The 26,193-nt window shown below is 33.9% G+C and carries 18 protein-coding genes; 15 read left to right on the top strand and 3 right to left on the bottom strand.

The annotated features are described in order from the left end of the window. Window positions 1–89: 89 nt before the first annotated feature. The 3 genes from ACODSB_RS22810 to ACODSB_RS22800 all read left to right on the top strand — a co-directional run bounded on the left by ACODSB_RS22810 (window position 90) and on the right by ACODSB_RS22800 (window position 3,026). Window positions 90–863, top strand: a complete 774-nt coding sequence (locus tag ACODSB_RS22810) for a dienelactone hydrolase family protein (RefSeq protein ID WP_488938717.1) — start codon at window positions 90–92, stop codon at window positions 861–863. Between the two features lie 162 nt (window positions 864–1,025). Beyond that, on the top strand, window positions 1,026–1,994 hold the full coding sequence (locus ACODSB_RS22805) for a DUF3667 domain-containing protein (protein WP_488938716.1): 969 nt from the start codon (window positions 1,026–1,028) through the stop codon (window positions 1,992–1,994). 9 nt (window positions 1,995–2,003) lie between these two features. Then, on the top strand, window positions 2,004–3,026 hold the full coding sequence (locus ACODSB_RS22800) for a M28 family peptidase (RefSeq protein WP_256635537.1): 1,023 nt from the start codon (window positions 2,004–2,006) through the stop codon (window positions 3,024–3,026). A gap of 187 nt (window positions 3,027–3,213) precedes the next feature. Here the strand turns inward: ACODSB_RS22800 and rho are convergent, their stop codons facing one another. Further along, window positions 3,214–5,016, bottom strand: coding sequence for a transcription termination factor Rho (gene rho / locus ACODSB_RS22795; RefSeq protein ID WP_488938715.1), 1,803 nt, complete (start codon window positions 5,014–5,016; stop codon window positions 3,214–3,216). A gap of 184 nt (window positions 5,017–5,200) precedes the next feature. On the opposite strand from rho, the gene ACODSB_RS22790 reads away from it, so the two are divergent. The 3 genes from ACODSB_RS22790 to ACODSB_RS22780 all read left to right on the top strand — a co-directional run bounded on the left by ACODSB_RS22790 (window position 5,201) and on the right by ACODSB_RS22780 (window position 7,389). Continuing rightward, window positions 5,201–5,617, top strand: a complete 417-nt coding sequence (locus ACODSB_RS22790; protein WP_053471698.1) for a DUF4293 domain-containing protein — start codon at window positions 5,201–5,203, stop codon at window positions 5,615–5,617. Window positions 5,618–5,777: 160 nt separating this feature from the next. Further along, window positions 5,778–6,440, top strand: a complete 663-nt coding sequence (locus tag ACODSB_RS22785; protein ID WP_488938714.1) for a response regulator — start codon at window positions 5,778–5,780, stop codon at window positions 6,438–6,440. A gap of 64 nt (window positions 6,441–6,504) precedes the next feature. Beyond that, window positions 6,505–7,389 carry a sensor histidine kinase gene (locus ACODSB_RS22780; RefSeq protein ID WP_488938713.1) on the top strand — a complete coding sequence of 295 codons (885 nt, stop codon included), beginning with the start codon at window positions 6,505–6,507 and terminating at the stop codon, window positions 7,387–7,389. A gap of 4 nt (window positions 7,390–7,393) precedes the next feature. Here the strand turns inward: ACODSB_RS22780 and ACODSB_RS22775 are convergent, their stop codons facing one another. Further along, on the bottom strand, window positions 7,394–7,888 hold the full coding sequence (locus tag ACODSB_RS22775) for a metallophosphoesterase family protein (protein WP_488938712.1): 495 nt from the start codon (window positions 7,886–7,888) through the stop codon (window positions 7,394–7,396). A 199-nt stretch (window positions 7,889–8,087) separates the two neighbouring features. Next, window positions 8,088–10,016, bottom strand: coding sequence for an SPFH domain-containing protein (locus tag ACODSB_RS22770; protein ID WP_488938711.1), 1,929 nt, complete (start codon window positions 10,014–10,016; stop codon window positions 8,088–8,090). 461 nt (window positions 10,017–10,477) lie between these two features. Here ACODSB_RS22770 and truA point away from each other — a divergent pair, with 461 nt between their 5' ends. From truA to lpdA, 9 genes are all read left to right on the top strand, one after another. Beyond that, window positions 10,478–11,212, top strand: coding sequence for a tRNA pseudouridine(38-40) synthase TruA (gene truA / locus ACODSB_RS22765; protein WP_256635541.1), 735 nt, complete (start codon window positions 10,478–10,480; stop codon window positions 11,210–11,212). A gap of 89 nt (window positions 11,213–11,301) precedes the next feature. Beyond that, a complete protein-coding gene (locus tag ACODSB_RS22760; protein WP_488938710.1) occupies window positions 11,302–13,056 on the top strand; it encodes an ABC transporter ATP-binding protein in 1,755 nt (584 codons plus the stop codon). A gap of 115 nt (window positions 13,057–13,171) precedes the next feature. After that, window positions 13,172–14,641 (top strand): histidine kinase, encoded by a 1,470-nt coding sequence (locus ACODSB_RS22755; protein WP_488938709.1) that lies wholly within the window; start codon window positions 13,172–13,174, stop codon window positions 14,639–14,641. Between the two features lie 85 nt (window positions 14,642–14,726). Continuing rightward, window positions 14,727–17,315: a zinc-dependent metalloprotease gene (locus ACODSB_RS22750; RefSeq protein ID WP_488938708.1), complete on the top strand. Its 2,589-nt coding sequence runs from the start codon at window positions 14,727–14,729 to the stop codon at window positions 17,313–17,315. A gap of 21 nt (window positions 17,316–17,336) precedes the next feature. Continuing rightward, window positions 17,337–20,675, top strand: coding sequence for a SusC/RagA family TonB-linked outer membrane protein (locus ACODSB_RS22745; protein ID WP_488938707.1), 3,339 nt, complete (start codon window positions 17,337–17,339; stop codon window positions 20,673–20,675). An 11-nt stretch (window positions 20,676–20,686) separates the two neighbouring features. After that, window positions 20,687–22,006, top strand: coding sequence for a RagB/SusD family nutrient uptake outer membrane protein (locus ACODSB_RS22740; protein ID WP_053471708.1), 1,320 nt, complete (start codon window positions 20,687–20,689; stop codon window positions 22,004–22,006). A gap of 531 nt (window positions 22,007–22,537) precedes the next feature. Then, window positions 22,538–23,302, top strand: coding sequence for a LytR/AlgR family response regulator transcription factor (locus ACODSB_RS22735; RefSeq protein WP_053471709.1), 765 nt, complete (start codon window positions 22,538–22,540; stop codon window positions 23,300–23,302). Between the two features lie 235 nt (window positions 23,303–23,537). Then, a complete protein-coding gene (locus tag ACODSB_RS22730; protein ID WP_056203291.1) occupies window positions 23,538–24,122 on the top strand; it encodes an NUMOD4 domain-containing protein in 585 nt (194 codons plus the stop codon). A 495-nt stretch (window positions 24,123–24,617) separates the two neighbouring features. Continuing rightward, window positions 24,618–26,006, top strand: a complete 1,389-nt coding sequence (gene lpdA / locus ACODSB_RS22725; protein ID WP_488938706.1) for a dihydrolipoyl dehydrogenase — start codon at window positions 24,618–24,620, stop codon at window positions 26,004–26,006. Window positions 26,007–26,193 lie beyond the last annotated feature (187 nt).

Genomic DNA, 26,193 nt, shown 5'->3' with positions numbered 1-26,193 from the left:
ATAAAATGTGTTAAATAAACCTCGCGAAATAGCTTCCGAGGTTTTTTTGTAACATAATATTTCTGATATTTGTTAAAAATTGTAAAAAAATGAAAAATTTAGCCACCCTTATTTTTGCTGCAATATTGTTTTCAACTACTATGAATGCACAATTAAAACCTGTAAAATATTCTGAAGGAAGCCAGGCATTGAATGGCTTATTTATAAAATCTTCTAAGAAGAGCGCTAACAATCCCGGAATCTTGCTGTTACCAGCTTGGTTAGGAATTGATAATGCTTCAAAAGGAATTGCTGGAGAGTTATCAAAATTAGGTTACCATGTTTTCATCGCTGATATCTATGGTGAAGGAAATTATCCAACAAACACTTCTGAGGCAGGAAAACAAGCAGGCTTCTACAAAAGCAATCCTGAAGCTTACCAAAAACGAATTAATGCAGCTTTGCAGGAATTAGTAAAATCCGGAGCAAATGCAGATAATATTGTTGCTATTGGTTATTGTTTTGGAGGAACCGGAGTTCTTGAAGCAGTACGTGGACATCTTAATGTAAAAGGAATTGCTTCTTTTCATGGTGGTTTAGGTAAAGATGCAGCGAGAAAAACAGAACCAACTTCAGTAAAAGTTTTAATTTGTCACGGAGCTGATGATCCATTTGTTCCAAAAGAGGAAATTGTATCATTCCAACAAGAAATGCGTGATGCAAAAGCTGATTGGCAAATGATTTATTATGCAAATTCTGTACACTCTTTTACAAATCCAGAAGCCGGAAATGACAATTCAAAAGGGGCTGCTTATAATCCAGTTGCAGCAAAAAGATCTTTTGAGCATTTACAGCTTTTTTTAAACGAAGTTCTTAAAAAATAATACTTTTTATGGCGCACGGATGACACTGATTAAACAGATTTACGCTGATTATAATAAAATTAATTCGTGTAATTTGTGGCAAAAAACCAGTGCAAACCCGTTAAATCAGTATAATCCGTGGGCCAAACCAATAACCAAAATCAAATCAACCAAAAATAACCAATGTCACACAACAAAATTAGAGAAGACAAAACCTGTTTAAACTGCAGGCATGTTGTTGAGCAAAAATTTTGTCCAAACTGCGGACAGGAAAATTCAGATTCCAGAAAAACTTTTCATCATTTGTTTATTCACTTCTTTGAAGATTTAACGCATTATGAAAATGCTTTTTGGAAAACAATACGAAACCTTCTTTTTAAACCGGCAACACTAACAAAAGAATACCTTTCAGGAAAAAGATTATCTTATCTGGCACCGGTTCGTCTTTATATTTTTATCAGTTTTATTACTTTTCTTTTAATTGCCATATTTCCGAGTAAAGTAGGCGATCAAATTAGTAAGGGTGAAAAAGAAATTTCTACAAAACTCATTAATCAGGATAAAAAAGGAACTAAAGGTGCCTACAAAACACATTTTGAATTAAAAACGATGAAAGAAATCGATTCAATTCAAAAGTATGGCAAGGAAGATGAAAAACTCTCAGAGCTTGAATACTGGCTATATGAAAAATCAGTTCATGTTACAGAGAATAATTCTAAAAGAGAAATTGTAGAAAAATTCATTGAATCGTTTTTCCATAATATTCCTAAAATCCTGTTTATAATCATGCCGTTTTTCGCTTTCTTTCTATGGATTTTCCATAACAAAAAGAAATGGTATTATTTTGATCACGGAATTTTTACGCTGCATTATTTCTCGTTTTTACTGCTCATTTTCCTCATTATGTTTATTATAGAAAGAGTTGTTGGATTATTTGGAGAAGACAGCCCCATTAGCTTTATTGCAAGTATCGTTAATGTTGTTGGCACAATATGGATGTGTTACTATTTTTATCCGGCGCATCATCGTTTTTATGGAGAAAGCAGAATAGTATCGTTTGTTAAAAGCGTAATATTATTCTTTATTAATTTCTTTTTTATTCTATTTTTACTAACATTTTATGTTTTATACACATTTATCAATTTACACTAATATACTATAATGAAAAAAATTGTAATTCTATTATTAATTGCTTCGGCTTTTTCATGTAAAAATGCGCAGTCTGTTGCTTCGAAGGATAATTCAGATCCAACGAAATACGTGAAACTTATCTCTGAAAAAGACCTTAAAAAAATGCTTTATACTGTTGCTTCTGATGAAATGCAAGGTCGTGAAACGGGTTCTGCAGGTCAGAAAAAAGCGGGTCTTTATATGATTGAGCAATACAAAAAAAGCGGTGTGTCATTTCCTAAAGGCGCATCTGATTATTACCAGCATATTCCTGCATCCTATTTAAATGCAAGACGCAATCAAAATTTACCTGACTCTGAAAACATCTGGGCTTACATCGAAGGTTCTGAAAAACCGGATGAAGTTTTGGTAATTTCTGCTCACTACGATCACGTTGGTATTAAAGATGGTGAAGTGTATAACGGAGCCGATGATGATGGTTCTGGAACTGTAGCGGTTATCGAAATGGCTAAGGCTTTCGCGAAAGCTAAAAAACAAGGCCACGGACCAAAACGTTCTATTTTATTTTTACATGTAACTGGCGAAGAGCACGGTTTACACGGATCTCGTTTTTATTCTGAAAATCCTTTGTTTCCTATTGCAAATACGATTTCAGATATCAATATTGACATGATCGGACGTCGTGATGTTGAGCACGCTAACACAAACAATTATGTGTATGTAATTGGTGCTGACAGATTATCATCTGACTTACACAATGCGGTTGTGGCTCAAAATGAAAAATACATCAAGATGGACTTAGATTTTAAATTTAATGATCCTGCAGATCCAAATCACTTTTACGAGCGTTCTGATCACTATAACTTCGCAAAACACGGTATTCCAGCAATTTTCTTCTTCAACGGAGTTCACGAGGATTACCACGGAAAAGGCGACGAACCTCAAAAAATTGAATACGATGCTTTAACGAAAAGAACAAAACTGGCTTTCGTTTTAGCTTGGGAATTAGCAAATAGAGAGAATAGACCGGTGGTTGATAAACCGATTAAATAAGATTCTAAGTTACTGAGATGCTAAGATTCTAAGATTTTTTTTAAAGATTCATAGTTACTGAGTTTCTAAGATTCTAGATAAAAACAAAAAGGGATGAGTTTATAAAACTCATCCCTTTTTTATATTGTGAACTAAAGTCAAAGAAAAAACTTAGAATCTTAGCATCTCAGAACCTTAGTAACTTTCCTTAGTCATTCATAGAAATCAAAAACTCTTCATTATTCTTCGTTTTCTTGAAACGGTCGTTTACAAAATCCATAGATTCTACCGGGTTCATATCTGAAAGATATTTACGCATAATCCACATTCTTTGTAACGTTTTCTCATCCAATAATAAGTCGTCACGACGTGTACTTGATGAAGTAAGATCGATTGCAGGAAAAATACGTTTGTTGGCAATTTTACGATCTAACTGAAGTTCCATGTTACCTGTTCCTTTGAATTCTTCAAAGATAACCTCATCCATTTTAGAACCCGTTTCTGTCAATGCAGTTGCGATGATACTTAATGAACCTCCGTTTTCTACATTTCTGGCCGCTCCAAAGAAACGTTTTGGTTTTTGTAATGCATTAGCATCCACACCTCCACTTAATACTTTTCCAGATGCCGGCTGAACTGTATTATAAGCTCTTGCTAAACGTGTAATAGAATCTAAAAGAATAACAACATCGTGTCCGCATTCAACTAAACGTTTTGCTTTTTCAAGAACGATATTAGCAATTTTCACGTGTTCTTGTGGTTCTCTGTCAAAAGTTGACGCGATAACTTCTCCACGAACACTTCTCTGCATATCAGTAACCTCCTCTGGACGCTCATCGATCAAAAGAACGATCAAATAAACTTCCGGGTGATTAGCGGCAATTGCGTTGGCAATGTCTTTTAAAAGCATTGTTTTACCCGTTTTTGGCTGTGCAACGATCATTCCACGCTGCCCTTTTCCAATAGGAGAAAACAAATCAATAATACGGGTTGATATAGAACTGCCTTTTTCGGCTAATTTGAATTTTTCAGAAGGAAAAACTGGCGTCAGGTGTTCAAAAGAAACTCTGTCACGAACCACCTGCGGATCATGTCCGTTGATTTTTAATACACGAACAAGAGGGAAAAATTTCTCACCTTCTTTTGGAGGACGAACCACACCTTTTACAGTATCTCCGGTTTTTAAACCAAATAATCTGATTTGTGAAGTTGATAAATAAATATCATCCGGTGAAGCTAAATAATTATAATCAGAAGAACGTAAAAATCCGTAACCATCAGGCATCATTTCAAGAACACCTTCACTTTCGATAATTCCGTCAAATTCAAAATCTGAATCCCTGAAATTATTGTTCTTTTTATTTTTATTGTTTTGGTTTTGATGATTCCCATTATTTCCGTTTCCGTTCCCATTTTGGTTTGGGTTTTGGTTTTGATTCGGATTCTGATTAGGATTTTGGTTTTTATTCTGATTAGGATTAATCTTTTTAACCGGGGCAGTATTTTCAGTTTTTTCAGCAACTGGTGCTGTTGTATCATTTTCTGTAACTTCTTCAGCAGCAACTACTTCTTTTACAGTTTCTTTTTCCTTTTGCAGAGCGACCTTTTTTTCATAAGCTGACTTATTGAATTTTACAATTTTAGGTCCTTTTTTCTCCGGAGTTTTAGTTTCGACAGCTTCTTCAGCTTGTACTGTCTGCTTTTCTTCTACAGCCGCAGGAGTTTCAATTTCCTTTGGAGCTTCCTCTACAGTATCAAATTCAAGAACAGGGGCATTTTTACTGACTGTTTTTTTAACCGGAGCAATTCGGGCTCTTTTTGGCTTGTCATTATTTGCTTCCTTTTCTGCAATAGTTTCTGCAGGCGGTGCTGATGCCGCCTCCTGGTGCGCTAATATCTGAGTAATCAGATTATCTTTTTTAACGCCATTAATCTTTATTGTTTTAGCTAATTTAGCTATTTCTTGAAGCTCAGAAAGCTTCATTTCTTTTAATGCAGAAATATCAAACATGAATTGTTCTATGAGTTTAATTATTTTAAAGGAAATACTGTAAAAAGAATAGGTAGATATTTTTTTTCAATTGCCCGCAGTATGAAGTGCTTACGGTATTATGATGCAATAATACGAATAAAATTTAATCATACAATAGTATTTTAAAAAAAGAAAATATATTTTTGTAAAACAATTTTAGATCATGATACAAAGAATTCAAACCGTATATCTAATTCTTACCTTTGTTGTTACAGGGGTTTTAATGTTTTTTATGCCGCTTTGGACATTAAATACTGGGAAAGCTTTCTATTTTATGCAAGACCAGTTTTACACAATTTTACTAGGCTTAAGCACAATGCTTACGATTGTTAGTATTATTTCATACAAAAAGAGACAAAATCAGTTTGTGATGAACCGACTGAACATAATATTAAATTTAATTTTATTAGGATTATTTGTTTACCGCTCTCTAAATTTATCTGGAGACACAACAACAATTGTGTCAGAGAAAGGTATTGGGATGTTTCTTCCTATTGTTGCTATCGTGTTATTAGTTCTTGCTAATAAGGCCATCAAGAAGGACGAAGATCTTGTAAAATCTGTAGATCGTTTGAGATAAACCTATAAACTTAATTTTTTTGTGCGAAGAGAACCCGAATTTATATTCGGGTTTTTTTGTGCCTAATTTTTAAAACAAAAGGTAAAATCTGAAATGATTTTCAAAAAACAATTTTGTAAGATAATTTATTCATAAATTTGCTTTTTGTTCTAAACTACTTATGGCAGATAAAATAAAGATACACCTTGCCGATGATCATCAGGTTCTTATTGATGGACTGACCAATTTACTGCAGACAGTTCCAAATTTTGAAATTGCCGGCAGTTCTTTGAATGGTCTCACTATATATGATGATGTAGTCCGTAATAAGGCTGATATTTTAGTTTTGGATATCAGTATGCCGCAAAAAGACGGAATTGAGGTTTTAAAAGAATTCAGTCAAAAAGGATTTCCTTGTAAAGTAATTATTTTATCCAGTTATGATGATTTAAAAATCATTAAAGAAGTAATGAAATTGGGTGCCAAAGGCTATTTGACTAAAAAATGTGCCGGTGAAAACATCATTGAAGCTATCGATGCTGTATATCAGGATCAGGAATATTATTCTGATGCGGTACGGGAAAAAATCTTTAGCATGTTTTTTCAAAATAATCCCAAATTAAGCAAGAATGTTTATACTGAAAATCCAATTTTAAGTCCGAGGGAAATGGAAATCATAACACTCATTTGCTTAGAATACAGTGGAAAAGAAATAAGCGAACAGCTTTTTATCAGCATAAATACAGTCGAAACGCATCGCAAAAATATTATGAAAAAACTCAATATAAAAAACACCATTGGGCTTGTAAAATATGCTTTAAAAAACAACCTAATAAACCCATAAATTAAAAATCAAGAGAATAATATCCCGAAATATGTTTTTTATTAGAATTTTAATATCGCTTATTATGCTTATCTCTACTGGAGATAAGGTTTTCAGCCAGCAAAATGCTACACCAAAAGAATCTAATATTTCTATTGTAAAACCAGCAAAAAAAGAGTTTTCTGAGCAATCAAAAAGAGAACAATTACGAAACAAAAAAATTGTAAGTCTATTTGTTGTTCTAATCGTTATTTTATTTTTTCTTTTCTATCTCGTTTATCAAAACAATAAATTAAAGCAAAAAATTAAGCGAAAAGACACCAAACAAAAAATTCTTTTAGATGTAATAAATGCAGGGATAGACAGTCAGGAAACTGAACAAAAAAAGATCGCAGCTTTTTTACATGACAACATCAATTCGCTTCTTTCTTCTGCCGGATTACATTTGAATGTTTTTACCGCTAAAAATAATATACAATCCGAAGAAATTCAAAAAGCAAAAGCTATTTTATCAGAAGTTCACGATTTGCTGCGCGATATTTCACACGACCTTGTACCTACACTTTTAGTTCGTTTTGGATTGATTTATGCTTTAGAAGACTTATGCGAACGAAACTCCAATTCTAGCATTCATTTTGAGTTTACAAGTTCTGTTGCAACAGATACGCGATATTCTGAAAAATTTGAAACCAAATTGTATTTCATTGTTTCTGAATTATTCAACAATATTATAAAACACAGCGAAGCACAAAAAGCCCAAATTTCAATACATGAAAACAACAACCAGTTAATCATTATTATTCATGATAACGGAATAGGTTTTAGTGCCGAAAAATTAAATGAAATTGAAGGTTTTGGTTTAAACCGAATTCGGGTGAGAATTAAAAAATTAAAAGGACGTTTTTCTATTATTTCAAGAGCAGATGAAAATACGGGAACATCTATTAAAATAAAAGTTCCTATTTCATAAAGGCTTATTTTTTACCAATCTCGATAATTTCCAAATCCTTTATTTTATCATCATCAATTACAAAACGAAGCATAGTTCGCATTTGATGAAATCCGCTTTTTCCTGCGGCACCTGGATTCATATGCAATAAATTGTTCTTTTTATCGAACATTACTTTTAAAATATGCGAATGTCCGCAGATAAATAATTTCGGCGGATTTGAAGCCATTTCTTCTCTAATACTTGGATTGTATTTTCCCGGATAACCTCCAATATGTGTAATCCAGACTGAAACATTTTCGCATAAAAATCTGTTATGAAGCGGAAATTCTAATCTTGCCTGTGCATCATCAATATTTCCATAAACACAACGAAGCGGTTTTAGCTTTTTTATAGTGTCTGTAACATGTAAGTCACCAATATCTCCAGCATGCCACACTTCATCTGCTTGCACAACATATTTTAAAATAACATCATCAATGTGAGAGTGAGTATCGGAAAGCAGGAGGATTTTTTTCATTCTTTTTTTTAAAGGGACAAAGGTTCAAAGAAACAAAGATACAAAGGTTTTTTCTGTAGAGGCGCACAGCAGTGCGTCTTTCGTTATGTTTTCATTTCTTTATAAATACAAAAAATCCGATCTGTTAGATCGGATTTTTATTTACGGTTGGTTTAGACCTGACAGGTTTTTAAAACCTTTCAGGTCTGCAGCACTGTTATTATTTCTTCGGATTTTGATTTTTAACTTCTTTCAAATCCTTAGTATCTTTTGTATCCATCATTTCCATTAGTTTTAATCCTAATAAACCGCTGATAGAACCATCAGAACCACCGTTTCCAGTAATTAAAACATCTGGAATTACTTTGATATTTCCTTTACCAATTTCTTCCGTTACTTTATATCTTGTAAAGTTATCGCCGCCCATTGCGCTAACCTGAAGCTGGTATGCTTCTGCAGTCGATTTACCAATTGCCATAATCTTTTCAGCTTCTGCAAGACCGGTTTTCGAAATTCTTTCCGCTTCGGCACTCGCATTCAATTTAGTTGCTTCGGCCTGTGCCCCTGCCCTTGCTTTTGTTGCTTCTGCTTCTGCATTGGCACGCATTTTTGTAGCTTCTGCTTCTGCATTTACATTCAGTTTTAAACTGGTTGCATCCCCTTCTGCCTTCTTAACTGTAGCATCTGCCGTACGCTGAGCGATTTCAACACTTTGAGAAGCACGTACAATTTCTTTCTGCATATCAGCAATTGCCGTTTCTTTCTCCATTCCCTGACGCTGCTCTTGCGCCATTCTTTGGGTTTGATATGTTTTTTGCTCTTCTTCTGCCAGTTTTCTGTCTGTCAAAGTTTTCATTAATGAATCTGGCGGAACAATATCTCCAATTAAGGTATCAACTGCATTTACGTTATATTCATCAAGAACTAATTTGATATGATTTTTAGCCGATTCCTGACGCTCTTTTCTGGTTGTCAGGAACGAAATCACATCGCTGTCCTGAGCCGAGTTTCTGAAATAGTTACCAATCGTAGGCTCTAAAACCTGAGAAACCAGGTTATTCATGCTTCCGAAACGTGCAATTACTTTTGGAGCTTCTGCTGCCGGAACGTGAATAATCTGTGCGACGTCAAGATTGAATGGGAAACCGTCTTTTGAACGAACCGTAATTGTAGAAAGATTTTTATCTAAATCATGCGATTCGCTTCGTGCATTTGCCCAGTTTAAAACTAAGTTTGTTGTTGGAACCGCTTCTAATTTTGTCGTGTATTTATTCAACGCATATTTTCCAGGACCAAAAGGTTCCATCCAAACACCACGCTGTCCTTTTGAAACAATGTTACCGTGTTTAAAAGTATCTCCGGTTACGTCTTGTCCGTCTTCTCCAATATAAGAAATCACAACTCCAACATAACCAATTGGCACATCTGTCATTGGGTTTTGCTCAATTAAAACTCCCCAAGTATTGATATAGTAAGAACCGGCTAACATAACCTGAGGCTGCAAACCACGATTCCCGCCATGTTCCAAAAATTTATCAAAATCCTGAAAGTTATTATGATCGTTAACAAATTTACCTGCAATTTGTCCCTGCGGAATTGGTTCACCGTCCAGAGCAGTTACAATACCAATCATGTTTTCAAAAATTTTAATTTGATCTGCAATTACAATCTCAAACAAAAATGTATTAATACGGTAAGAACCCGTTGTGATAAAAGCTGTCTGACGTCCTTTTTGACCTCCATTGTCTAAAAAGGCAGTTGCATCCTGAAAATTATCACTTTCTACTTTTCTGGCTAAGATTCTCCCGGTTGGAATTTCTTTTCCGTCTTTACTTAAAACCAGTCCAATTTTTCCTTCCGGAATTAATGTAAAACCAGTCATGTCGATTGAATACTGCCAAATCCACATTCCCCAGTATAAACCCGGAGCAAGTGTTTTTGCCTGATAACCGGCTTCACCTTTTGTAGCAATAATTCGGCCGTCTGGTAATGATTTGTCCGTGCCAAACAAAACGAATTTTTTGGTTACTAAACCAATTTTATCTTCTGGAACTATTACCATTCCGAAGAAAACACGTAAAATAAATTTGTAAAAAAGAATGGCAAATACAATTAAAAGTATCCACCAATAAGAGGTAATTTCATTCATAGTTTTAGATATTTAACGGTACAAACATAGGAGAAATATGAAATGTTAAAATGAAAAATTTTAAAAATTAACATTTGGAAATTTCTGCCTAAAAATGTTAAAAAATGATTTTAATTATATCGTTGGAATTGTCAATTTGTGACACGATTTTTAGCTGGGCAAACTATGATTTGCATTTTGGGTTTTAAGGGATTTTAACAAAGATTCTGAGATTCTGAGAAGCTAAGGTTCTAAGTTTTGTTTTTAGATTTTTATTGAAATGGATATTTATCGATTTTAAAATTATCGAAAATATTATACCTACTAATATATCGATGCATTTCCAATCTGGCGTTAGACGCACTGCTGTGCGTCTCTACAAATCATAACGTATAAAAAACTTAGAACCTTAGCAACTTAGAATCTTAGCATCTTCAAAAAAACCTTTGTACCTTTGCACCTCAAAACCTCTGTACCTCACAATGAGATATTTTATTCATTTTGCTTATAACGGAACTCATTATCATGGCTGGCAGTTTCAGCCCAACGCTTCATCAGTTCAGGAAACTTTAAATAAAGCACTTTCAGTTTTATTGAATTCGGATATAAATGTGATGGGTGCCGGAAGAACAGATACCGGAGTTCATGCCGAGGAAATGTACGGGCATTTTGATTTAGAAAAATCAATTGATATTCCGGTTTTGGTGCACAAGCTGAATTCGTATTTACCAAAAGATATTGCGGTTTATAATATAATTCCCGTTCACGATGATGCGCATTGCCGATTTGACGCTACAAAACGAACGTACGAATATCATATTAATACAGTAAAAAATCCGTTTTTAGAGGAATTGAGCTGGTATGTAAATCAAAAGTTAGATATTGATTTAATGAACGAGGCAGCAAAGATTTTATTAAACCATACCGATTTTCAGTGTTTTTCGAAAGTGAATACAGATGTTAATACTTTTGACTGCACGATTTTTGAGGCGTATTGGAAAAATGAAAACAACAAACTGGTTTTTACAATTTCGGCGAATCGTTTTTTACGAAATATGGTTCGGGCAATTGTGGGAACTTTGATTAATATAGGATTGCACAAAATTACGCTGGCTGATTTTGAAAATATTATTGCCAGCAAAAACAGGGAAAAAGCCGGGTTTTCGGTTCCGGCGCATGGTTTATATTTAACCAAAATTTATTACGATTATTTATAGCTGTAGGCTATAGGCTTTAAGCAGTAAGCTTCAAGCACTTTATTAAAAGCCTATTGCCTAAAGCCTAAAGCTTAAAGCATCAAAAAAAAATGAAAGCAAAAGCATTTGATACTGGTTTATTTAAAAGAATTTTAAAATATACAAAACCTTATAAGTGGCGTTATTACGGCGTTATTATTTTTGCGGTTTCGCTTTCCATATTTGCAGCACTGAGACCTTACTTATTAAAGCAAACGGTCGACGGCTATATCAAGACACACGATAAGGAAGGTTTACTATTATACATTATTTTAATGGGAGGCGTTTTGCTGATGGAAGTTTTCTCTCAGTTCTATTTTGTTTATTGGGCAAACTGGCTTGGGCAGGATATTGTAAAAGATATTCGGAACAAACTTTTTAAACATATTTTAAGCTTTAGAATGAAATATTTTGATTTGGTACCGGTTGGACAATTGGTTACCAGATCCGTTTCAGATATCGAATCGATTGCACGTATTTTCAGTCAGGGATTATTTATGATTATAAGTGATTTGATGAAAATGCTCGTGGTTTTGATTTTTATGTTTTACATGAACTGGAAGCTGACTTGGATTGTTGTTGTTGCCATGCCAATTCTGGTTTATATCACCCGAATTTTTCAGCGTAAAATGCAGGTTGCTTTTGAGGAAGTAAGAACACAGATTGCCAATATGAATTCCTTTGTTCAGGAACGCGTAACGGGAATGAAAATCGTTCAGCTTTTTAATCGTGAAAAAATCGAAGCCGAAAATTTCAGGGTTATCAATGACAAGCACAGAGTTGCTTGGATTAAAACCATTTTGTACAACTCGATCTTCTTCCCTATTGCCGATATTATTTCCTCGATTACTTTAGGTTTAGTAGTTGTTTTTGGAGGATTCAAAATTTTAAACGGCGATAACTTTACTACGTTTGGAGATTTGTTTTCGTATACGATGTTTATCGGAATGCTTTTTAATCCGCTGCGTCAAATTGCAGATAAATTTAACGAGATGCAATTAGGAATGATTGCTGCCAATCGTGTTTTTGATATTATAGATACCGAAGATCATATTCAGGATACTGGAAAAATTGAAGCTCCGGTTTTTGACGGAAGCATCGAGTTTAAACAAGTTCGTTTTAGTTATATTCCAGAGGAAGAAGTAATAAAAGGGATTGATTTATCTGTAAATTCCGGGCAAACCATTGCAATTGTAGGTTCTACCGGAGCCGGGAAATCTACCATTATCAATTTGCTGAACCGTTTTTATGAAATCAACAGCGGAACAATTTACATTGACGGACAAAATATTGAAGACTATACTTTGGCTTCTTTACGAAAACAAATTGCGGTTGTTCTACAAGATGTCTTTTTGTTTGCCGATACGATTTACAATAATATTACACTTCATAATCCTGAAATTACCCGCGAACAGGTTTTAGATGCTGCAAAGAAAATTGGCGTTCATGACTTTATTATGAGCCTTCCTGATAATTATGATTTTGATGTAAAAGAACGCGGCGTTATGCTTTCGTCTGGACAAAGACAATTAATTGCATTTTTACGTTCGTATGTAAGTAATCCGAGTATTTTGATTTTAGATGAAGCAACTTCGTCAATTGATACGTATTCTGAAGAATTGATTCAGCGTGCGACGGAAACGATTACAAAAGGAAGAACTTCGATTATTATTGCGCATAGACTGGCAACAATTGTTAATGCTGATAAAATTGTGGTTATGGATAAAGGTTTAATTGTGGAACAAGGAACACATCAGGAATTGTTATCGAAAACTGATGGTTATTATAAAAACTTATACGATTCTCAATTTTCGGTTGCGAATTAATTTATAAAACAATTTGAGATTTAGATTAAAAAAAATAACATCCCGACGTGCATTTTTAATTTATGTAGCCGTCTCTATTCTTATTACTGTTTCTTCTGTATACATATTGAGTAATTTGATTACTGATCTTACCGAAAAAGCAAATGAAGAGTCAGCACAGCGCAACTTTATTAAAAAGCAGGAATTTTTGTCTCAGGAATTTTCGAAATTTCTGGAACAGGAAAACAGAATAAAGCACGTTTTAAAGATAAGCAGACCAGAAGAACTGGCTTCTAACTTACATGTTTTGTCTTCGGTTCAAAACACCAATTTATTGGTAGCCAATAATTGGTTTCAGATAAATGATAATAAAATTCAGTTTGGAACCGATTCTATTTCGGATGACCTAAAAAAAGATGCAGAAGATTTTATCCAAAAAAATAAAGATCAGGATCATATCAATGTTATTATTCCGCAGGGACAAGAATGGGTTTGGAGAATTTATTTCAGACTTACTTCAAAAAACACAGTTGTTCGTTATGGTTACGATATTAACTTAAAAAAACTTGTTGATTATTTTTCCAGTATAGATGTCAAATCGACTAACAATTATGCTTTTATTTTTGATAAATCAGGAAGATGTATTTATCATCCCGAATTGAATTTTATAGGAAAAAATATTTATGAGATTTCCTCTACCCGCGCAATTGATACCATATTTACTAAAAAGCAGGATTATGCAAAAAGAGTTGCTATGTCTGAATATTTAGGGCTGGATGTTATTCGATTTACAAAAAAATTAGACCTTAAAAATACACATTGGTTTATATGTGTTAATTTCCCAAAAAATGTTAGTGACGAAAATGTAGCGTTGATTAATAAATATTCAACTTGGATTTATTCGATTACAACGGTTATGCTTTTGCTGATTTTCTATTTATTCTCATATGCAAACAGGCGCGCGTATAGAGAAAAAGGAATTGCAATTAAAGAAAAAAACAGACTTCTGGTTGAGAACGAAAAAATCGTAAAAGAAAAAGCACTTATTCAGCTTCAGCATTTAAAAGAACAGATAAATCCGCATTTTTTATTCAATTCGCTTAACTCCTTATATATGTTAGTGGGAAGCGATGTAAAAACGGCGCAGAAATTTACGCTGAATCTTTCTCGCATTTACCGTTATTTAATTGATCCGCCAGAAAAAAATGTCGTTTCACTAAAAGATGAATTATTATTTATTGAGAAATATATCTTTTTACAGCAAACCCGTTTTAAGGAAGAATTGTTCTTTTCGATAAAAATCGAAGACGAAGAAGCTTTAGAAAAATTTATTCCCTATCTGGCATTTCAGGTAGTGGTCGAAAATGCTATTAAGCATAATATGGCAACGGTCGAAAATCCGTTGACAACAGAAATTTTAATACAGAAAGATCAGGTAATTATTAGTAATAATCTTCAAAAAAAGGCTCACAGTGAACCCAGCACTAATTTTGGTCTAAAATACCTGTCGAGCATCTATACTTTCTACTCCAGAACCAATTTAAAAACCTCAGAAAAAGACGGCAATTTCGTTTGTATTTTACCTTTAATATCCATTCACTCCTAAAAAAAAGCCATTCACTCCGTTTTGTTTTTTTTCTGAACTAAATTCGAATAGTTTCGATGAAAATTAACTTAAACTTAACACCAAAATGAGGGAAAAGGCATTCCTACATAATGTAAAATTACTTTGCTTATTAATTTTATTATTATTCATTCCTGTTACAGTTCTTTCGCAAAAGAAAAAGAAAAAAGAAACAGAGACTGAAGTTGTAAAAGATTCTACTGATTCCAAAAAAGGAAAAAAATATAGTGACCTTATAAAAAAGGGCACATTAAAAAAAGGGCTGTTTAATATCATTCAGGTTAAGACTGATGTTTATTTTGAAATTCAGGATAGTTTGTTTAAAAGAGAATTTCTGATTGTAAACAAATTATCACAAGTTCCTTTTCAAATTAACGAAGCTGGTTTAAATAAAGGAATGAATTATGAAAACAAAATCATTTCCTTTTATAAAGATACAATTGCAAAGAAAGTTTGGGTAAAAACATATGTTCCTAAAGTTTCTTCACCAAAAGAAGATGCCATTACAGCATCTGTAATTGACAATTTCTCTGAATCTATTATTGAAGTTTTTGATATTGAAACCAAAAACAACGATTCGAGCGCTGTAGTTATTAAAGTAAATAAGATTTTTGACGGAAAACAAAAAAGCTTCAATGATGTTTTGAGTAACACTGGTATTGGAGGTTCTGTAAAATCTGATTTATCGTATATAGAAAGTTTAAAAGCTTTCCCAAAAAATATTGTAGTAAAATCGCAGCTTTCAACTTCTTTCGTCGAAGGCACATCGTCATTACCAATTACCCTTGGTGTGACAAGTAATATTATTTTATTGGATAAAACTCCAATGAAACCTCGTTTTTCTGATAACAGAATTGGTTACTTCTCTGAAAAGCATTGGTATTTTGCCGATACACAGCAGGCAATGCTTGAAAAAGAATTGATTACCCGCTGGCGTTTAGAACCAAAGAAAGAAGATGAAGAACGATATTTGAAAGGTGAATTAGTAGAACCTAAAAAACCAATCGTGTATTATATCGATCCATCGACCCCAAAACAGTGGAGAAAATATATTATTGAAGGCGTACACGATTGGCAGGTTGCTTTTGAAAGAGCGGGATTTAAAAATGCAATTATTGCTAAAGAACCTACTGAAAAAGATTTAGACTTTGACATTGATGATGTACGTTATTCGGTTATTACCTATGCGGCATCACCACAATCCAATGCTATGGGCCCTTCGGTTGTTGACCCAAGAAGCGGAGAAATTATTGAAGCCGACATTATTTGGTGGCACAATGTTATGACTTCGCTTCAAAGCTGGATGCGTATTCAAACCGGAGCAATCGACCCGAAAGCAAGAGGAAATGTATTTAGTGAGGAACATATGGGCGAAGCAATTCGTTTTGTATCGTCTCACGAAGTTGGACACACATTTGGATTAAAACATAATATGGGCGCTTCTTTCGCTTATGATGTTGAATCTTTACGTTCTAAAGAATTCACGGAAAAAATGGGCGGCACTGCTCCTTCTATCATGGATTATGCCCGTTACAATTATGTAGCACAACCGGAAGATAACGTAACTGCAATTACCCCAAAAATTGGTGAGTACGACAAATACGCTATCGAATGGGGTTACAGATGGTACGGTCCAAACGAAAATGAAACGGCAAGATTAAACGAAGCTATTACAAAACATCAAAACGACCCAATTTATTTTTACGGTGAGCAAGGCTCTCAAATCGATCCTCGTTCGCAGTCTGAAGATTTAGGAAATGATGCTGTAAAAGCAAGCGAGTACGGATTGAAGAATTTAAAACGTGTTGTAGATAATATCTTAAACTGGTCCTACGATAAAGATAAGTCTTACTACGAAACTGGTAAACTGTATATCGGAGCTATCGGACAATGGCAAACGTACAATGGTCATGTATTAACCAACATTGGCGGTGTTTACTTAAACCCAACGGTTCACGGCGATAACAAACAGAGTTATGTTCCGGTTCCTGCAGCAATGCAAAAAAGAGCAGTAGATTATTTAGTAAAAAATGTAATTACAATTCCGCAGTGGTTGTTTTTTAATGACGTTTTAGATAAAACAAATCCGCTGAAAGATTCTCCTTTTGGGCCTTATGAGTACACACCATATACAATGTCAAGAGCATTACAATACGATGTTATATATAGTTTATTCAGCGATGATCGTTTACTTCGAATGACAGAGAATGAATTATACCAGCGAAATAAAACCAACGAGAAGATTTTTACCGTAAATGAATTGTTTAAAAAAATGCATCAGAATGTATTTGCAGGAACTATCCAAAACAAATCACTTACTATTCTGGAGCGTATGACACAAAAGAATTATGTAGATGTTTTAATTATTTCGACAAATAAATTATTTGAAAAAACGGATGTTAAAAAAACAATCCAAATACAAGAAACATTACAAATGCCTCATTTATGTTCTTTAGATGATGCACATATGGCAAGAAACATTAATAATTCTTTCTTAAAAAGAGTTACAGAAGTAACATCAGATAAAAAAGGGGAATTAACAAAAGTACTTCAATTATTAAGAACAAAAAGAAGTACCGGAGATGAATCGACCCAAAATCATTACCGCGATTTAATACAACGAATCGACAAAGCTTTGAACAATACAACCTTTTAATACATAACCCAAACCCAAAACATGAAAAAAATTCTACATGCCCTACTGCTGTTCCTGGCCATCGCAGGATATGCGCAGGAAACCCGAACTATTACGGGGATCATTCAAGATGAAGCTGACTTGTCACCAATTCCTGGTGCATCGATCTTTGTTGAGAATAATTCGATCTCAAACAAAACTGCCATGGCAGGTATTATTCAAAGTGAAGGAATCGGAACTACTACTGATTTCGACGGTAAATTCTCTTTGAAAATTTCAAAAAACATTACTTCTTTAAGAGTTACTTTCATGGGATACAAATCGTATACTCTTGAACTTTCTGCTCAAAAAAATTATACGATCAACTTAACGTCTGAAACTGCAAAACTTCAGGAGGTTGTGGTAACAGGTTACCAAAAAATTGAGAAAAGAAAACTTACTGCTGCGGTTTCAAAAATCGACATGTCTGCAATCCAGCAGACTGGGGTTTCTAGTATTGACCAATTATTAGTTGGACAAATTGCCGGAGTTGCTGTAAGCACACCATCTGGAGCACCAGGAGCACCTGCAAAAATCAGAATCAGGGGTACAGCTTCTCTTAACGGTACACAAGATCCTTTATGGGTACTTGATGGATTGCCATTAGAAGGAAATGAAGTTCCTAAAAACTTTGACAAAGACAATATCGACGTATTAGGCAACTACTCTATTGCTGGTTTAAATCCAGACGATATTAAAGATATCACGATTTTAAAAGATGCTGCTGCAACTGCTATTTACGGTGCGCGTGCTGCAAATGGTGTAATCGTGGTAACTACTAAAAAAGGTAGAGCTGGTAAAATGGTAGTAAGTTTCAATACGAATACATTTATCACACAAAGACCTGAGTTTTCTAAATTAAACCTGATGAACTCAAACGAGAAAATTGATTTAGAACTTAACATGGCAAGCCGTGCAGACTTGACTTACAGAGATACTGGTGGAGATATTTCCCGTATCTTAAACGGAGCTGGTGAATTAGATGCCTACAGAGCTGGAGGATTTTCTTCTTTAAGTCCTGCAACGCAGCAATCTATCAATTCTTTAAGAGGAAACAACACAAACTGGGGTAACTTATTATACCAAACTGCAATCAACACACAGCACGGTTTAAGTTTATCTGGTGGAGGAGAAAAATCAGATTATTATTTCTCTTTAGGATATTACGATGAAAAAGGAGCAACTATTGGAACTGGTTTCAAACGTTACAACTTAACATTAAAAAACAACTATCAAATAACAGATAAATTTAAAGTTGGTGTTGGAATTTTTGGTTCTGAAAACAAAACTACATCTTACCTTACAGATACAGATGCGTTTACAAACCCATCAAATTACTCAAGAAACGTAAATCCATATTTAACTCCATACAACGAAGATGGAAGTTATAAATATGACCCGGACATCGCTGGTTATTCTGGTCGCTATGTTCCTTTTAATATCTTGGAAGAAAGAGCAAATACTTCTTACGATTTAAAAACAAGAGCTATTAAAGCATTATTAGATGCTGAATATAAAGTTACTAAAGACTTAAAAGTAACGTCTCAATTAGGTTTACAATTAGACAATACTGCTAGCGAAAAATTTGCTGGTAAAGAAACTTATTACACAAGAAAGCAAAAAGAAAAATCACGTTATTTTACTAACGGAGCTTACAATTATTTCCTTCCGGAAGGTGGAATTATTCAAAACTCAAATACAGACTTTTTTCAGTATAACTTGAAAACAATGATAAGTTACAAAACTGAAATTGCTGAGAAACACGAAATCGAAGCAATGGTTGGTAATGAGTTAAGAAGAAACTACACAACATCTGTTTCAACTAAAGGATTTGGTTTTGATGAGAAAAATTTAACTACACAGCCAATTCTTTTCCCTAACGCTGGTTTCGCTAAAGAATCTGATTATAAACAATATGCTAAAAGTGAGAATGAAAATGCTTTTGCTTCTTTCTTTGCTACAGCGGCTTATACTTACAACAGAAAATATAGTGTATTTGGAAGTGTGAGATATGATGGATCAGATTTATTTGGTGTAGATCCTAAATACAAATATTTACCACTTTGGTCAACATCTGCATCTTGGGCAGTGTCTGAAGAAGATTTCTTAAAAGATAACTTAACACTTTCTAACTTAAGACTTCGTGCTTCTTACGGTTTACAAGGAAATATTGACAAAAATACTTCTCCTTACGTAATGGGTACTAATGGTACAACTATTATTTTACCAGGACAAAATGAGCAGATTATTGATGTTCAGAGCCCGCCAAATGAAAAATTACGTTGGGAAAAAACAAGTAATACTAACGTTGGTGCTGATATAGGTTTATTCAACAATCGCATTAGCCTTGTAACTGATTTATACGGAAGAAAAAGTTCTGACTTAATTGGTTTAAGAGCACTTCCATTAGAAAATGGTTTTGAGTATACAAATATGAACTGGGCACAAGTAAGCAACAAAGGTTACGAGATTACTTTGTCTACAAAAAATATTGACCGTCCAAACTTTCAATGGAATACAAGTATTAACTTTTCTCATAACAAAAGTAATGTAGACCGTATCGAAGTTCGTGACACAGATTACCTGCCAAATAGAGAAGGACGTCCTGTAAATGCTGTATTTGGATTTAAAACAAACGGAATCGACGAAAATGGATATCCTTTATTTATCAACAAAAAAGGAGAAACTGTAAACTCTCAAACATTCTTTGGTTTATATGACCCATTTGCTGATATTTTCCCGGGAGAATTAGCGCAGTCAAATTTATCAGCTGCTGAATTTAGAGACTTATTTGTTTATTTAGGAGACAGAGATCCTAAGTTTACTGGAGGTATTACCAATACTTTTAAAGTAAGTAATTTTGATTTAACAATTGCTGCTTCATTCAACATCAAACAAACTGTAACAAGAACTCCTCCATACAATGGAACAATCGTAGACAGAGGACAAAATTACAGTAGAGATATTTTAGATGCATGGTCACCAACTAATACATCTTCTAACTTACCAGGAATTACAAGTAAAGATTCAGGAACAGGAGATTCTTATATGGCATACCTATGGTATTCTGGACAAAATCAAATTACAACCTACAATTATTTAGATACATGGGTTAGCGAAATGAGTTATATGAGATTAAGCAGTTTGCGTTTAGGTTATACATTCCCTAAAGCATTTACAGATCAAATTAACATTTCAAGCATCAGACTTAATGTTGAAGCTAGAAACTTATTCGTAATAAGTTCTGATTACAAAGGTTACTTTGACCCTGAAACTTTCGGAAACATTTATGCACAACCAGTTCCTAAGTCATTCACTTTAGGATGTAATGTAACTTTCTAATAAAAATAAAGATGAAAAAATTCTCAAAATATATACTACTTTTTGCTGCAGCACTTGCAGTAACAAGCTGTGATGACTATCTGGACATCCAACCAGTTGGTCGTGTTATCCCGGAAACATTAGAGCAGTACCGCGCAGTTTTAACAAAAGGATACGACGTATATCCTGAACACAAATCATTAACGGCAGTTCGTACAGACGAATTAACGATGAATGAATTTAGTGATGACGTAACATACTATAGAGATATTTATATTTGGAAAGATGCAAATCCGGATCGTATTACAACTACTTTTCAATATGCAGATTTATACAAAACTATCTTTTATACGAACGTAATCATTAACGAAGCGTCTAAAAAATTAGATGTATCTCCTGAAAGAAACCAGTTAGTTGGAGAAGCGTATGCTTTAAGAGCAATGGCTTACTTTGATTTAATTAACCTTTTCGGAAAACCTTACAATGCAGCAACAGCAGGTTCAGACAAAGGAGTTCCATTAGCGTTAGAGATTGATTTAGAGCAGGCTTTCGTACCTCAGACAGTAGAAGTAATTTATAATCAAATTATTTCTGATACTCAGGAAGCTGAAAAATTCATCAACAAAGATTCTCAAACAAAAGGTTTAAACTACCGTTTCTCTAAAGTTGCTTTATACAGTTTAGAAAGCCGTATTTATTTATATGTACAACAATGGCAAAAATCGCTTGACGCTGCAAACAAAGCGTTAGCAATTAACAACGCTTTAGTTGATTTAAAGGCTACACCTGTATTTGCAACAAAATACGATTCAAAAGAATCTATTTTAGCTCTTGAAGATGGTTTAATAAACAACTTAAAAGGTGCCGTTTATGCTTCACCAGATTTAATTGCTGCTTACAGCAAAACAACTGATTTACGTTTTCCTCTTTATTTCTTAGCAAGCGGAAGCCGTTACAGAATTCAAAAAGGTGGAAATATTGATCAAAAATGTTCTTTCAGAACTTCTGAGTTATATTTAACAAAAGCAGAAACTTCATTAAAACTAAACAATATTGCTGATGCTAAAACAACTGTTTTAAGTTTTATCAAAAACAGATATACAGCAGCTGCTTATGTACAACTTGAAATTGAAGTTAACGCAATGAATGCTGCAGATTTAACAAATTTCATTTACGAAGAAAGACACCGTGAGTTTGCTGTTGAAGGACAGCGTTGGTTTGATTTGAGAAGAACATCTCAAAAACAAATCGTTCACACTTTTGACGGTGATAATTACACATTGATACAAAACGATCCGCGATATACCATTATTTACCCGGCAGACGCGAGATTAAACAATCCCAATCTATAAATACCTATTGTTTTTTTTTAAAAGAGGTCCAGTTGCAAAGCTGGGCCTCTTTTGCATTTATTTACATCAAGAACATTGTGAACGGTTTCAAACGTTAGAACACAATAAATCACGGTTCGTTTCCTGTGGTTGAAACCACAGGCTATATTTAAAATAAAAATTAAATTTTGATTAAAGCTTAAATAAACATAGCCCGTGGTTTCAACCACGGGAACACAATATAATCACAATCCATATCCCATAGTTGAAACCACAGGCTATATTTGAAATAGAAACATTGAATTTTCATTAACAATTTAATAAACATAACCCGTGGTTTCAACCACGGGAACACAATATAATCACAATCCATAACCCACAGTTGAAACCACAAGTAATATGTGAAACATAACAAAAAAGATTAAATAACAACAAAACTGCAAACTCCTATAAAAACTTGTTGTAAAAAAACTATAGACAATTATATTTGCAAAATCATTTAAGAGCTTCTCACTTAAAAATGAAACTTTTTAACTTTATCTCAAAAGGAAAATGAAAATTGCCATTGTCGAAGACGAATATCTTGCATCCACTTACCTAAAATCAATTTTAGAGCAGCAGGACATTTTACAGATAGCCGAAATTGCAGTTTTAAAATCTGTAAAAGAAGCAGTCGATTTTTTTAAACAAAACAATGTCGACTTAGCCTTTATGGACATTCATTTGGGCGACGGAAAAAGTCTTGAAATATTTGAAAAAGCCACAATCTCCTGCCCTGTCATTTTTGTTACCGCTTATGATTCTTACGCAATTTCGGTTTTCAAACACTTTACTATCGATTATCTTTTAAAACCTTTTGAAGAACAAGAACTATTAGAAGCCCTAACCAAATTCAAAAAAATAAAAGACAGCTTCAATGCCGATGCAACACTGCAATCTTTAGTTGCTATCGAAAATCCTGAAACAAACAAAATCCAACGTCATTTTTTAGTAAACCACGGCTATAAACTAATTTCAGTAAACGAATCTGAAATTACCTATTTTGCCGCATCGGGAAAGCATTTATTTATCTATGTAAAATCAGGAAACAGTTATTTATACAATAGCACGATTACTGATATTATAAATAGCCTCGATCCTTTTATCTTTTTTAAAATCAACCGAAAATATATTGTACACCGAAATATTATAAAAGAAGTTGTAAAACATTCACATCAAAAAATCGAACTCATTCTTACCGTTCCTCCTATCGAAAACGACCCGATAATCATCAGCAAAAAAGAAATAAATAATTTTAAAAACTGGCTCGATCAATAAAAATCATTATTTCTTAAATACTAAAAATGCTAAAATTTACGCTTTCGCGGAAGATTGAAAACTGCATAATTCACAATTTGAAGTTTTAAACTGACCAAATAAGTGTCAAAATCATTCTAAAAAGTTAAAATAGCGTTATAAGAATCATAAAGTTGATATTATGTAACTTAGAGTATAACTTTCTTCATTTCATAATTCTTTATCTTTGAGAGACAAAATTTAAATGAAAAAGAAAATGCCACACAACAGATTTTATCCTAACGAAGAATTCAAAGAAATAGAAATAAACGCATCATTACAACTTAAATACGCAATTTCAAACAGAGGAAGATTAATAAGCTTTACAGACGAAATTGAAAACGGCCGAATCCTTAAAGGCGGTTTAAGCGATGGATATCCTACTTTTAGATTTAAGGTTAAAAAAGATGACAAAATCATTAACAAATATTTATTTCTCTACAAATTAGTTGCCCAATACTTTCTTCCAAAACAATCAGAAGAACAAACTTATGTCCTGCATCTCGATTACAACCGAAGCAATGACGATATCAGCAATTTACGCTGGGCAACAAAACAAGAAATGATGGCGCACAGCCGCAAAAGTCCACGTGTAATTCAAGCGAAGAAAAACCTGATCGAACACAACTTAAAAGCCGACGGACGAAAATTAACTACAACAAAAGTCATGTTAATCAAAAAAATATTAGCAAGACCAGAACAAAAAACACGTCTTAAAATGATCGCTAAACAATTCGGCGTAAGCGAAATGCAGATCCGCAGAATTGCCAGCGGCGAAAACTGGGGACACGTAAAAGTTTAATTATTAATTGTAAATTATAAATGGTGAATTGTTAATGGCTGAAAATGCTTAATTAATAATTCACCATTAATATTTATAATTATTTTGTCAGGCTGAGCGAAGTCTGTGTCAGGCTGAGCGAAGTCGAAGCCCACGCAAACCTCTTCCACATAGTTTAATGACAACAAAATATATAGCCACAGATTACACAGATTAAACGGATTTTAAAAATCTTTTTAATCCTGATAATCTGTGGCTTTATTTTTTTAATAATTTCTGTCACTCTGAGCGAAGTCGAAGAGCTTTTTTACAAGTAGCAGGGCTTCGACTTCGCTCAGCCTGACAAATGAATCAATATTTCAAATTTTCCACATTTTACCTTTTTACTTTTTTACATGATACTCTTTTTAAAATAAATCATTAAATTCGCAAGCACAAATAACAAAAGAAAATCGATAAGTGAGTTTCGGAATCTATAAACCTCATTTTCGATAGTTAATACTAAAAACACAAAAAATGAAATACGACGTTATTGTTTTAGGAAGTGGTCCTGGAGGATATGTAACAGCGATTAGAGCTTCACAATTAGGCTTTAAAGTAGCTGTAGTTGAAAAAGAAAACCTTGGTGGTGTATGTTTAAACTGGGGATGTATCCCAACAAAAGCATTATTAAAATCAGCTCAGGTTTTTGATTATTTAAAACACGCTTCTGACTACGGATTAAAAGTTTCTGAATTCGATAAAGATTTTCCTGCTGTTGTACAACGCAGCCGTGGTGTTGCAGAAGGAATGAGCAAAGGTGTTCAATTCTTGATGAAAAAAAACAAAATTGACGTTATCGAAGGTTTTGGAAAACTAAAACCAGGAAAAAAACTTGACGTTACAGATAAAGACAATAAAGTTACTGAATACAGCGCTGATCACATCATCATCGCAACTGGAGCTCGATCTCGTGAGTTACCAAACTTACCACAAGATGGTGTAAAAGTAATTGGTTACCGTCAGGCAATGACATTACCAACACAGCCAAAATCTATGATTATTGTAGGTTCTGGAGCAATTGGAGTTGAATTTGCACACTTCTACAACTCAATGGGAACAGATGTTACTATTGTAGAATTTATGCCAAACGTAGTTCCTGTAGAAGACGAAGATATCTCAAAACAATTTGAGCGTTCTTTGAAAAAAGCCGGAATTAAAGTAATGACAAACTCATCTGTTGAGCGTATTGACACAACTGGTGCAGGAGTAAAAGCATTTGTTAAAACTGCAAAAGGAGAAGAAGTTCTAGAAGCTGACATCGTACTTTCGGCAGTTGGAATCAAAACAAACATTGAAAATATTGGTTTAGAAGAAGTTGGAATCGCTGTTGACAAAGATAAAATCTTAGTAAACGCTTACAACGAAACTAACATCCCCGGATACTACGCAATTGGAGACGTTACTCCAGGTCAGGCTTTAGCTCACGTAGCTTCTGCAGAAGGAATTAACTGTGTAGAAAAAATTAAAGGACTTCACGTACAGCCAATCGATTACGGAAACGTTCCGGGTTGTACTTACGCAACCCCAGAAATTGCTTCTGTAGGTTTAACAGAAAAACAAGCAAAAGAAAAAGGATACGAATTAAAAATTGGTAAATTCCCATTCTCAGCTTCAGGAAAAGCAAAAGCTGCCGGAACTCCAGACGGATTCGTAAAAGTAATTTTCGATGCTAAATACGGAGAATGGTTAGGATGCCACATGATTGGTGCTGGTGTTACAGATATGATTGCTGAGGCAGTTGTAGCTCGTAAACTAGAAACTACAGGTCATGAAATCCTAAAATCTATCCACCCTCACCCAACAATGAGCGAGGCAGTTATGGAAGCTGTTGCAGATGCTTACGGCGAAGTAATTCACTTGTAAAAATATACCGTTTTACGGTCATATATAATTTTCAATTTAAAAATCCGATTTGTGAAAACAGATCGGATTTTTTTGTTTGTCATTTCGAGGAACGAGAAATCGCACTCGTATATCCGCAAAGAAGTTCCGCAAAGTAAATCCCCAATCTTGTCATTTCGACGAAGGAGAAATCTCCACAAGTAGCTCG

The sequence above is a fragment of the Flavobacterium sp. FG68 genome (genome assembly GCF_057808895.1).
Note: the sequence above shows the minus strand (reverse complement) of the source record. Positions and strands in the feature narration are given on the sequence as shown.

Bases quoted from the DNA above. Each gene is read 5' to 3' on its own strand.
- ACODSB_RS22810 (WP_488938717.1), top strand. From the start codon at position 90: ATGAAAAATTTAGCCACCCTTATTTTTGCTGCAATATTGTTTTCAACT.
- ACODSB_RS22805 (WP_488938716.1), top strand. From the start codon at position 1,026: ATGTCACACAACAAAATTAGAGAAGACAAAACCTGTTTAAACTGCAGG.
- ACODSB_RS22800 (WP_256635537.1), top strand. From the start codon at position 2,004: ATGAAAAAAATTGTAATTCTATTATTAATTGCTTCGGCTTTTTCATGT.
- rho (WP_488938715.1), bottom strand. From the start codon at position 5,016: ATGTTTGATATTTCTGCATTAAAAGAAATGAAGCTTTCTGAGCTTCAA.
- ACODSB_RS22790 (WP_053471698.1), top strand. From the start codon at position 5,201: ATGATACAAAGAATTCAAACCGTATATCTAATTCTTACCTTTGTTGTT.
- ACODSB_RS22785 (WP_488938714.1), top strand. From the start codon at position 5,778: ATGGCAGATAAAATAAAGATACACCTTGCCGATGATCATCAGGTTCTT.
- ACODSB_RS22780 (WP_488938713.1), top strand. From the start codon at position 6,505: ATGCTTATCTCTACTGGAGATAAGGTTTTCAGCCAGCAAAATGCTACA.
- ACODSB_RS22775 (WP_488938712.1), bottom strand. From the start codon at position 7,888: ATGAAAAAAATCCTCCTGCTTTCCGATACTCACTCTCACATTGATGAT.
- ACODSB_RS22770 (WP_488938711.1), bottom strand. From the start codon at position 10,016: ATGAATGAAATTACCTCTTATTGGTGGATACTTTTAATTGTATTTGCC.
- truA (WP_256635541.1), top strand. From the start codon at position 10,478: ATGAGATATTTTATTCATTTTGCTTATAACGGAACTCATTATCATGGC.
- ACODSB_RS22760 (WP_488938710.1), top strand. From the start codon at position 11,302: ATGAAAGCAAAAGCATTTGATACTGGTTTATTTAAAAGAATTTTAAAA.
- ACODSB_RS22750 (WP_488938708.1), top strand. From the start codon at position 14,727: ATGAGGGAAAAGGCATTCCTACATAATGTAAAATTACTTTGCTTATTA.
- ACODSB_RS22745 (WP_488938707.1), top strand. From the start codon at position 17,337: ATGAAAAAAATTCTACATGCCCTACTGCTGTTCCTGGCCATCGCAGGA.
- ACODSB_RS22740 (WP_053471708.1), top strand. From the start codon at position 20,687: ATGAAAAAATTCTCAAAATATATACTACTTTTTGCTGCAGCACTTGCA.
- ACODSB_RS22735 (WP_053471709.1), top strand. From the start codon at position 22,538: ATGAAAATTGCCATTGTCGAAGACGAATATCTTGCATCCACTTACCTA.
- ACODSB_RS22730 (WP_056203291.1), top strand. From the start codon at position 23,538: ATGCCACACAACAGATTTTATCCTAACGAAGAATTCAAAGAAATAGAA.
- lpdA (WP_488938706.1), top strand. From the start codon at position 24,618: ATGAAATACGACGTTATTGTTTTAGGAAGTGGTCCTGGAGGATATGTA.